The 9,726-nt window shown below is 69.4% G+C and carries 12 protein-coding genes; all 12 read right to left on the bottom strand.

Features of this window, described 5'->3' with window-relative positions; all coding sequences use genetic code 11:
- A partial coding sequence (locus ACSBP4_RS16670; RefSeq protein ID WP_435552884.1) for an ATP-binding cassette domain-containing protein occupies nucleotides 1-439 on the bottom strand: 439 nt, incomplete at its 3' end.
- 49 nt (nucleotides 440-488) lie between these two features.
- Nucleotides 489-1,160 (bottom strand): ABC transporter permease, encoded by a 672-nt coding sequence (locus ACSBP4_RS16665; protein WP_049964524.1) that lies wholly within the window; start codon nucleotides 1,158-1,160, stop codon nucleotides 489-491.
- A gap of 39 nt (nucleotides 1,161-1,199) precedes the next feature.
- A complete protein-coding gene (locus ACSBP4_RS16660) occupies nucleotides 1,200-2,120 on the bottom strand; it encodes a substrate-binding domain-containing protein (RefSeq protein WP_435552883.1) in 921 nt (306 codons plus the stop codon).
- A gap of 192 nt (nucleotides 2,121-2,312) precedes the next feature.
- Complete coding sequence (locus ACSBP4_RS16655; protein WP_435552882.1) at nucleotides 2,313-3,143, bottom strand: hypothetical protein; 831 nt, start codon at nucleotides 3,141-3,143, stop codon at nucleotides 2,313-2,315.
- A 60-nt stretch (nucleotides 3,144-3,203) separates the two neighbouring features.
- Nucleotides 3,204-3,998, bottom strand: a complete 795-nt coding sequence (locus ACSBP4_RS16650) for a hypothetical protein (protein WP_435552881.1) — start codon at nucleotides 3,996-3,998, stop codon at nucleotides 3,204-3,206.
- A gap of 41 nt (nucleotides 3,999-4,039) precedes the next feature.
- On the bottom strand, nucleotides 4,040-4,540 hold the full coding sequence (locus tag ACSBP4_RS16645) for a hypothetical protein (RefSeq protein ID WP_435552880.1): 501 nt from the start codon (nucleotides 4,538-4,540) through the stop codon (nucleotides 4,040-4,042).
- Nucleotides 4,537-5,664 (bottom strand): DNA primase, encoded by a 1,128-nt coding sequence (locus ACSBP4_RS16640; RefSeq protein WP_435552879.1) that lies wholly within the window; start codon nucleotides 5,662-5,664, stop codon nucleotides 4,537-4,539. The genes ACSBP4_RS16645 and ACSBP4_RS16640 overlap by 4 nt, the downstream gene beginning before the upstream one ends.
- 115 nt (nucleotides 5,665-5,779) lie before the next feature.
- Nucleotides 5,780-7,072 (bottom strand): PQQ-binding-like beta-propeller repeat protein, encoded by a 1,293-nt coding sequence (locus ACSBP4_RS16635; RefSeq protein WP_435552878.1) that lies wholly within the window; start codon nucleotides 7,070-7,072, stop codon nucleotides 5,780-5,782.
- Between the two features lie 2 nt (nucleotides 7,073-7,074).
- Nucleotides 7,075-7,446 (bottom strand): DUF3209 family protein, encoded by a 372-nt coding sequence (locus ACSBP4_RS16630; RefSeq protein ID WP_006649048.1) that lies wholly within the window; start codon nucleotides 7,444-7,446, stop codon nucleotides 7,075-7,077.
- Nucleotides 7,447-7,492: 46 nt separating this feature from the next.
- A complete protein-coding gene (locus tag ACSBP4_RS16625; protein WP_435552877.1) occupies nucleotides 7,493-8,725 on the bottom strand; it encodes a CbiX/SirB N-terminal domain-containing protein in 1,233 nt (410 codons plus the stop codon).
- A gap of 1 nt (nucleotide 8,726) precedes the next feature.
- Nucleotides 8,727-9,434 (bottom strand): cobalamin biosynthesis protein, encoded by a 708-nt coding sequence (locus tag ACSBP4_RS16620; RefSeq protein WP_435552876.1) that lies wholly within the window; start codon nucleotides 9,432-9,434, stop codon nucleotides 8,727-8,729.
- Nucleotides 9,431-9,697, bottom strand: coding sequence for a ferredoxin (locus tag ACSBP4_RS16615; RefSeq protein ID WP_049964533.1), 267 nt, complete (start codon nucleotides 9,695-9,697; stop codon nucleotides 9,431-9,433). The genes ACSBP4_RS16620 and ACSBP4_RS16615 overlap by 4 nt, the downstream gene beginning before the upstream one ends.
- Between the last annotated feature and the right edge of the window lie 29 nt (nucleotides 9,698-9,726).

The raw sequence follows: 9,726 nt of genomic DNA, 5'->3' as shown, positions 1-9,726 counted from the left end.
CGTCGCGGAGGCCGACGAGTTCGAGGGCCTCGAGGGCGCGGTCGTCGACGGTCGGCCCGTCGCGAAGCCAGCGGTCCGCGAGCCGCCGTCCGAACCCGCGCAGCCGTCGGGACCAGGGGCGGCGGATCCGCTGGCCGACGTCGACGTTGCGGGCCACCGAGGCCTCGAAGAGGCTCGCCTGCTGAAAGACCATCCCGATCCGCCGTCGGATCGCCAGCCGCTCCGCCCGGGACAGCGCCCACGGATCGGTCCCGTCACAGCGAACGGTCCCGGCCGTCGGCCGCTCGAAGAGGGCGGCCAGCCGCAACAGCGTCGTCTTGCCGGCCCCCGAGGGGCCGATGACCGACACGACCTCGCCCGCACCGATCGACAGCGAGACGTCAGTCAGGATCGACGCGTCGTCGACGCCGTAGGCGGCGTTCTCGAACGCGAGGTTCACGCCGTTCCCACCTCGATTGCGGGCCGTCCGGGTTCGATCCCCGGCATGGTCATCGCCCCCCGAGCCGCAGGACGACCCCGTTGACGAGCAAGACGAGGACGAGCAACACCGCACCGAGTATCAGGGCCACCTCGAACTCGCCCTTTCGCACTTCGAACTGGATCGCGGTCGTCAGGGTGCGTGTCTTCGAGGTGCCGTCGGCGTAGGCGATGTTGCCGCCGACGATCAGGACGGAACCGACCTCGCTGATCGCCCGGCCGAAGCCGGCGAGAATCCCGGTGATGACGCCGTAGCGGGCCTCCTTGAGCGTGATCAGGGCGACGTCGGCCCGCGTCCCGCCGACGCCGTAGGCGGCGTCCCGAACGGCGTCGTCGACGCTCTCGACCGCCGACAGCGCGACGCCGGTGATCACCGGTGCGGCCAGCACGCACTGGGAGATGATCATCGCTTCGGGCGTGTAGATGAGGTTCAGCGTTCCCAGCGGCCCCTGATTCGAGAGGGCGTACCAGACGAGCAGGCCGACGACGACGCTCGGGAACCCCATGCCGGTGTTGATGACGGCGGTGACGAACCGCTTGCCTCGGAAGTCCGCGAACCCGACGGCGAAGGCGATCGGGAGGCTCAAAACGGTACTCACCAGAACGGCGACGAGGCTGACCGTCAGCGAGAGCCGAATGATACTCCGGAGATACGTCGGGTCCGAGAGCGCGTCGAGTGGCATCTGTAGTGGTGGTGTCCGTCCGTGTTCACAGGCCGGGGTTTACTCTTCCGATCCGTTCGGCTGCCAGCCCTCCGGGACGTACTGCCGGAAGTTCGGGTCCGCCGACAGCGCTTCCGGGAAGAACAACTGCTCGCCGTTCGCGGTGAAGTCCTCGATGACCGCCTGTCCCTCGGGGCTCGTGACGAAGCCGATGTAGGCCATCGCGAGCTGGTAGTTGACGTCGCCGTGGATCTCGGGGTTGACCGCCATGATCCCGTAGGGGTTCGCGAGCAGTTCGGGCCCGCCCTCGATCGGCCCCTGCAACAGGATCTCGAGGTCGAGGTCGTCCCGCGAGAGGTACGTGCCCCGGTCCGAGAGGGTGTAGGCTCCCGACTCGTTCGCGTTGGTCAGCGTCTCGCCCATCCCCTGTCCGAGTTGCTGGTACCACTCGCCGCCGGGCTCGAGACCCGCTTCCGACCAGATCGCCAGCTCCTTGGTGTGGGTTCCGGACTCGTCCCCGCGGGAGACGAACGTCGCCTCGGCGTCCGCGATCGCTTCGAACGCCGCCGTCGCCTGCTCGGTGTCGCCGACGCCCGCGGGATCGTCGCTCGGCCCGACGACGACGAAGTCGTTGAACATCAGGTCGCGCCGGTTGACGCCGTACCCCTCCCGCATGAACTCGTCCTCCTGAGACCGGGCGTGGACCAGAATGACGTCGGCGTTGCCGTCCCGCGCCGACCGGATCGCGGCACCGGTCCCGTCCGCGTTGGCCGCCACGCGCGTGCCGAACCGCTCCCTGAAAGCGGCGTTGAGTTCGTCGAGCAACCCCGTCGCTTCCGTGCTGGTCGTCGTCGCCATCGCCAGTTCCTCGCCGGCGATCGACCCCTCGCCGTCGTCGCCGCTGTCTCCGAGACAGCCGCCGACCGCCGCGGCGATCCCCGCCGCGCTCGCACCGAGTACCTCCCGGCGTCGATATTCCATACCGGGAACAACGATGGAACACAATCGTATAAACGTACCGCTCGGGGCACCCGCGGACGGTTACGCGACGCGCTCGAGGGCCGTCGAGCGGCGCTATCGTAACCCCAATCGGTTACTCGGGCGGGCCGATACGGCTCGGCTCGGGTCCGCGGAAAAGGTCGGCTCGAGCGGGACGCGCCGGAGAACGATCGCTTACCCGCGTTTGTCCGGCATCGTCGAGTGGCGGGCGGTCCCGCGCATGTCCGCCCGCTGGGACGGCGGCGGTGCCATCGTCGAGTGTCGGCTCGGCCCGCCCGAGGCCGTGCCCCGCTCCCTATCGCCGCCGAGTCCCGAGCCCAGCAGCCCCTCGTCCTCGTCGGCGGCTTCGGCCTCCGCAGCCGCAGCCTCGTCCCCGGCCGTCGTGTCGTCCGCGTCGCTATCGGCAGCGCCGGCGCGTCGCTCCTCGAGTCGCGCCTTCAGTTGCGACACCTCGTCGCCGAAATCGGCGAACGAGTCGCGCATCACCGACCGGAGCCCGTCGCCGAGGTCGTCGGTCGACGACTCGGCCCCGCTCTCGCTTTCCGTCGACTCGAGCGTGTCGGACCCGGCCATCGTCTCGCCGTCGGCCGTCTCTTTACCGTCCGCGTCGCCTGCGTTCTCGTCGGTGTCGGCTGCCGACTCGGCCCGTTCGCCGATAGCGTCCTGCAGCTCACCGACGGCATCCCCGAGTCCTCCGTCGTCCGCCCGGTCGGCGAGCCTCGAGAGCCGGAGCAATCGCTGGAGGTCCGCGACACGCTCCTGCTCGCCCCGGGCGATCGCCTCGGGGATCGAGTCCGGCTCCGAGCCGTCCTCGAGCGTGTCCAGCCCGACCGCTCCAAGCAGGTCGTCGGGGTCGGCCGACTCGAGGATGTCGTCGGCCTCGCGTGCGGTCTCGAGCAGGTCGGAGTCGGCGTCCCCGTCGTCGCCGGTAACGAGCGAGCCGCTGCGCTCGTCGGCGTCGTGCAGTACCTCGCGGACGCGGTCCCGTAGTGATGAGTCGTTCATGGATGCTGGATCGCTTCGTGGGTCGTCGTTCCCGCGCGGGGCGCGATGCGGTGTGTTCGACTACTCGGCCTCGGCCGCTTCCGTCTCCGAGTCGTCCGACCCCTCGTCGGTCACCGTCTCGACGATTGCCGCGGTCATCTCCTCACGGCTGAGGTTGGCCTTCACGCCGACGTCTTTCGCGACCGACTGCAGATCGCTGTAGGACAGCACCCCGAGGAAGTCCTCGAGGGTGTCCTTCCGGAGGTCCTCGATCTCTTCCACGGACGGCTCGGCGTCGCCCTCGCCGTCGTCCGAGTCCGCCGTTTCGTCGGTTTCCTCGCCGCCCTCGGTTTCCGACTCGGTCTCGGCACTGTCCTCGACCTCCTCGTCAGCCTCGTCGGAGTCCGCCTCCGCGTCGACCGACGGTTCTTCCGTGTCCGACGCTGCCTCGCCCTCCGATTCCGCGTCGTCGGTGTCCCCGCCTTCGTCGCCGCCTCCCTCGAGCAGGCCCTCGACGCCGCCGCCTTCGGTGACACCTTTCGCCATCGACTCGAGGGAGTCGCGGCCCTCGATCTCCGCGAACGAGTCGCGGACGCCGTCCACGACCGCCGTCCGGACCTCGGCCGGGAGGTCGCCGAGTTCCGTGCCCTCCTCGAGGCCCTCGGCGACCGTCTCGTGGACCTCGCGACCGACCGCGGTCCCCAGTTGGCGGCCGAACTGCTCGCCGAACTGGCGGCCGACCGCGGCCCCGACCTCGCCGCCGTCGATACTGTCCTCGAGGCTGCCGTCGCCGAGCAAGTCGGCCACGTCGACCTGTTCTTTCACCTCGTCGGCGACCATCCCCTTCAGCCCGGACTCGTCACTCACGCCGATCACCGCCGCTCGAGCGGGCGTCGTAGCGAAACCGTCTCACGGGCTTACTCTTCCTCCTCGGCTTCGGCTTCCATTTCCTCCTCGGCGTCCTCGTCGGCCGCGTCGTCGCCCTCTGCCGACTCCTCGTCGCCGGCATCGGCGTCGCTTTCGGCCTCGTCTTCCGCCTCGGTTTCTTCTTCGGTGGCTTCGTCTTCGGACTCGGCACTCTCCTCGTCGGGCGACTCCTCGCCCTCGGATTCCGACTCCTCGGACTCCTCTTCGGTGGCTTCCTCCTCCTCGGAGGCGCCGCTTTCCTCTTCGGTCTCCGACTCGGCCTCGCCGCCGCTGAGCAGTTCCTCGACGACGATGGTCCCGATCGTCCGGCCCAGCGATTCGCCGACTTTGCGGCCGACGAGCGCACCGATCTGCCCGCCCAGCGCCGCGCCGAGGGGCATGTCCCCGTCGATCTCGTCTTCCCACTGGGTCCCTTCGACGAGCTGGTCGACGTCGATGTTCTCCGTGATCGCCTCCGTGTCGATCCGCTGTGTGATGGATTCGTCGCTCATGATGTCGCCTCCGTTCCCGCCGCCGAGTCCGGCTCGCCGCCGGACGCCGCCTCCTCGCCCTCCGGCTCGAGTCGCTCGATCAGTCGTTCGATCACCTGCGAGACGACGGCCGCGACGATCTCCTCGACGGGGAGGCTGGGGACGAGCCCGGAGAGTGTCTCCCGCAGCCAGCCGCCCGCTCTGGCGAGCGGGCCGGGCGATTCCTCGCCCGCGCCTTCCTCGTCCGTTTCGGCCGCGGCCCCTTCGCTGTCCGTCTCGTCGGCCGCGTCGCCTTCGTCCTCGCTCTCGGCCGCCTCGCCGTCGGCTCCCGCCTCCTCGCCGCCGAGACCCAAGAGGCCGGTCAGCCACTCCTTCGGTTTGCTCACCAGCCCGCTGAGGAACGCCTTGGGCCTCTCGAGCAGGGCACTGAGCGCCTCTTTGGCCTTTCCGGGGACCGTCTTGAGCAGCTCGAGCGGCTTTTTCAGCAGCGATTTCGCCTTGTCCAGCATGGCACCGGGACCGTCGAGCAGCCCCGTCACCGCCGACAACAGGTTCCCGAGCAGGTTGTTCGATCCCGGCCGCGCCGAGACGTCCAACTGCACCGGGTTCAGGTTCACCTCGAGGCCGAGGACGTCGAGGAAGAGCCCGTCGAGGTCGAGGTGAAGGACGCCGGCGGCGTCGTCGCCCTCGTAGACGTCCTCGGCGTCCGCAGCGTGGCCCTCTTCGCGGTCGTCCTCGACGAGGTCGCCGGTATCGGCCCGTTCGTCCCCGTCTTCGCCCGCTTCCGCAGCGTCCGCGCCGGCCGACATCTCGTCTCCGGCACCCTCTTTCGCGTCCTCGGCCGCTCCTTCATCGTCTTCCGCCGACTCCTCGCCCTCGTTTCCGTCGTCTTCCGTCGCTTCCTCGTCCGCCGTTTCCTCGTTCGGCCCTTCACCGTCGTCTTCGGCCGCCCCGGTCCCTTCGCCACTCTCAGAGCCGTCCCTCTCGTCGTCCGGGTCTTCCATCTCCGCCTGGCCGCCGTCGGTCAGCACTCGGCGCGGCGGCCCCGTCGGCCGCTCGTCCTCGCCGGGACGGCGCGCGGAGCGCTCGCCCCGTTCGGGATCCGAACGCTCGCTCGGGCCGCCGTGTTCGAACTCTGCGGTCATTGTACGGCAAAACGAACGGCAGTGAGCGTTGTGGGGGTTGGCCTTGCGTATGCGACACGGCGGGTTCAACGGCCGAATACGGGTAAAATCGAACCGGGTGTCGGCCCTCGACGCGTTACTCGAGCGAGCCGACTCGGAGCGCGTACTCGCCGCGGGTCTCGCCGTCGTCGTGGTAGGCGACCGGTTCCTCGATCGCGGCGAGCGTTCCATCCCTGACGGCGGCAGCCGTGGCGATTCCCTCGAGCCGTTCGACCCCGACCGGGCCGGACTCGAGGTCGAACCGGCGGACGGCGTGGGTGTCGGGATCGCGGACCCGGAAGTTCTGGGCGCAGGGGGTGACGAGTCGGTCGCCGTCAGCGGCCAGGCCGTGGACGAAGCCCCGAACGTCGTCGTCCCACAGTGGGTTCCCGCCGGCGTCGAACGCCGCGACGCGGTGTTCGTTCGGATGCCGGCTCTCGGTCTCGCGGCTCTCGACGGCGTAGGTGTTGCCGGTCACGAACGCGATCCGGCCATCGTCGGCGTAGACGTGGTTCGGATAGGCGTACAGGGTCTCGCCGTCGATCTCCGTTTCGACGGCGAGATCGACGCTCCAGCGCTCTGCCCCGCCGGGTCCGAGCAGGTAGCCCCGCTTGTCGCCGTGGCTCGAGACGGCGATCGAATCCCCGTCGAACGAGACGTCGCCGACGCGGCGGTCGCCTTCGGTACCGGGGTCCCAGGTCCACTCGAGGTCGCCAGTCTCGGCTCCGAGGACGACGAGCCCGGTGTCGTGGTCGCCCATGCAGCGGTTGTAGCCGACCGCGAGGCGCTCGCCGTCGGCAGAGGGATCGAGCGCGATCGGCGAGGCGTCGGTCTCGTAGGTCCACCGGACCGACCCCGCGGAGTCGAACGCGTAGACGGTGCTGTGCCACTGTCGGGTCTCGCCGTCGCGTTCGTACCGTCGCGCGGCGGCGTAGAGCCGCTCATTGCCGTCGGCGTCGGTCCCCGTCTCACAGGCGACGACGTAGGGCAGGTAGAAGACGGTGTCTTTGACCGCCTCGCCGACGTCGTCGGCGGTGTCGTAGCGCCACTGGCGCTCGCCCGTCGCGGCGTCGTAGGCCGCGATCGTCCCCGTCTCGCCGCGGCCGGCGACGACGACCGTCTCGTCGTCTCCGGCTCCGTCGCCTCCGAGCGACGCGATCCCGACCGCGTGATCCGGATGGTCGACGGTCCACCGTGCCTCGAGCGAGTCGGCCTCGCGGGCGGTGACGGTGCCGTCCCACTCGCCGGTGACGACGAGGTCGCCCGACTCGGCGACCGCGACCGCCGAGCGGGTCCACATGTGGCGACTGCGGGCGGGTTCGATCTCGCCCAGCGGGGCGGTCCGAACGTCGAGGGCGTCTTCCCGTTCGGCGTCGACAGTCCCGGTCATCGTCACTCTTCTACCGGGAAGGTCTCGTGGAGGGTGTCGTGGGCGTCGCCGAGCCCGTCGACGATGCTCGATCCCTGCGTCCGAAGCCGCTGGACCGCTCGCTCGGCGTTGCGGACCTCGAGCAACCGGCCGCGCGTGTAGTCGAATTCGGGGTCCTCGCTATCCAGCGCGGCGACCTCTTCCTCGAGGTCGACCAGCGCCGCGTCGAGGTGGCGTTCGATCTCCGTGAGGCTCTCGGCCTCCGCGAGGCCCTTGATCGGCCCCTCGAGATGGCCCTCGAGTTCCTTCTCCGCGTGATCGCGAGTGCTGTCGTCCCCGACGCCGAGGACGGTCATCAGTCCGAGTCGTAGTGCTTCGATTTCGTGGCAGCTCATTGGTGTATCTGTATGAATTATTGGGTTCGTGTATTTCGAAACGGCGTTACAGCGTCTGATCGACGAGATCGCTGACGATTCGGTCCCGGTCTAAATGGTCCGAGACGATCCGTTCGGCGTCGCCGTCGTCGACGCCGCCGTACCAGACCCCGTCCGGATAGACCGCGACCATCGGCCCGTCGCCACAGCGGCCGAGACAGGACGATCGCGTGATGCGAGCGTCGCAGTGATCCGAGTCCCGGACTTCCTGTCGGAGTCGCTCGAGGACCGCCGGCGACCCCATCTTCGCGCAGGTCTGGTTGGTACAGACCGCGACGTGTTTCTCGGGCGCGTCGTGGCTGTGGGGGTCGTCGTCGACGTCGTCGCGGTCGGCGTGGGTCTCCTGGTGGGCCAGCGCGCGCAGCATGGCGCGAGCGCCGCCGACGTCTTCCTCGTAGCCCTCGAGGTCGACCTTGTACTTGCAGGTGTCACAGGACATCTCGACGCTGTCGGTCCGGGCCTCCTCCCAGCGGTCGGCGAAGACGTCCAGCAGCCGGGAGTCGGTCCCGAGCGGATCGCCGGCCAGCGCGTCGACGTAGGGATAGTCCTCGTCGAACTCGGCGGTCCAATCGCGCACCCGCTGGGTGAGGACGCCGTCGCCGAGCATATACGGCAGGACGACGACCGCGTCGGGGCGGTGCTTCGAGAGTCCGTGGAGGGTGTCCTCAAGCGTCGGCTCGGTAACGCCGATGAACGAGGCCTCCACGCGGTCGAACGCGCGCCCCTCGTAGAGCAGTCGCGCGAGCTTGTGGACGTCGCCGTTGGCGTCCGGATCGCTCGAGCCGCGGCCGCAGACGACGACGGCCACGTCGTCGTCTGCGCGGTCGACGCCGAGTTCGGCCTCGATGGCGGCGGCGCGGTCGTCCAGCAGATCGAGGATCGCGGGATGGACCCCCAGATGCGAGCCGTTGTTGATCTCGATGTCGTGTTCGGCCCGTGCCTGCTCGATCGCCAGCGGCACGTCGTTTTTGACGTGGCTCGCGGCGAACAGCGAGCAGTGGACGACCGTCACCTGCGAGGTGACGGGCGCGAGTTGGGCAAATGCCTCGTCGATCGCCGGCTCCGCGAGTTCGAGGAAGGCGGCGTCGACCGGGATGCCCAGCCGGGACTCGAGGTCGGCGGCCAGTTCGCGGACCTGTTCGTTGGACTTCTCGCGTCTGGAGCCGTGGCCGATCAGGAGGACGGCCTCGTCGTCGAAGCCGGCAGCGGGCGCGGCCGTGGTGTCGTCGGGTGTACTCATATTACTCGTCGTAGGCGTCGGCCTGCTCGAGACTGCGCTCTAACTTGCGTCGGCGACTCGGCGCGAACAGGCCCGTTTTCTCGCAGTCCTCGTAGAGCCACGTGCCGAAGTCGGGTGCGGCCGCGTCGTCGACGCCGAACCAGTAGCCGCCCGAGGAGGTCTCCGAGAGGTCGTCGTAGGGAGCCTCGACCGGACAGTCGGCGATCAACTCCCGTGCGAACGCGAGCAGGTCCCGATCGTCGTGGACGAACGAGATCCCGACGGTGCCGCTCGAGGACTTGAAGCAAACGGTGCCACAGCCCTCGAGTAGTCCCCGGAGCAGTTCGCGGTCGTGGCCCGCAAAGGCACCGAACCGGTAGTTGCCGCGGCCGTCGACGGGCAGTCCGAGCGCGCCGCTGCGGCCGAGCAGCCCCGACTCGCCGTCGTCGGCGTCGATCGTCAGGACGTACTCGTCCTCGGTGCGTGTAATCGAGGTATCGTGGGCGTAGTCCCGGGTCGTCGTCTCGCGCTCGAGGTCGCCGCCCGCGACGGCGGCCAGCACCCCTGCGGACGCTTCGTCGTTGGCGACGACCTCGATCCGGTCGTCCGTGACGTCGCCGCTGCCGGCGACGTGGCCCCAGAAGTACGCCGTCGCAGCGTGGCCGGCCAGCGGGTCCGACGGGACCGCGATCTCGAGAGCGTCGTCGGCCGACGGCTGGGCGTCGCTCATTCGCCCACCTCCTCGACGATGATTGCGTCCGTCGGGCAGGCCGCGGCCGCCTGCTGGGCCTCGTCGATGCGGTCGTCGTCGAACGTCGCGACGACCCGCTCGGAATTGTCGGTGACTTCGCCCTCGCAGTCGTAGACCGGGTCCGCGTCCGGGTCGACGGTCGCGAGGCCGTCCTCGCCCTCGACGAACCGCGGGTCGCGGGTCAGACAGGCGAAGATGCCGTCGCAGGCCGATTTCTCGATGGTGACTTCGTATCGTGGCATGATGATGTAGGTCGCTGGTGGGTCGTCGC

The sequence above is a fragment of the Natrinema sp. CGMCC1.2065 genome, from assembly GCF_051225675.1.
Taxonomy (GTDB): Archaea; Halobacteriota; Halobacteria; order Halobacteriales; family Natrialbaceae; genus Natrinema; species Natrinema thermotolerans.
The sequence above is the reverse complement of the archived record's forward strand: the minus strand, read 5'-3'. Positions and strand labels throughout refer to the sequence as shown.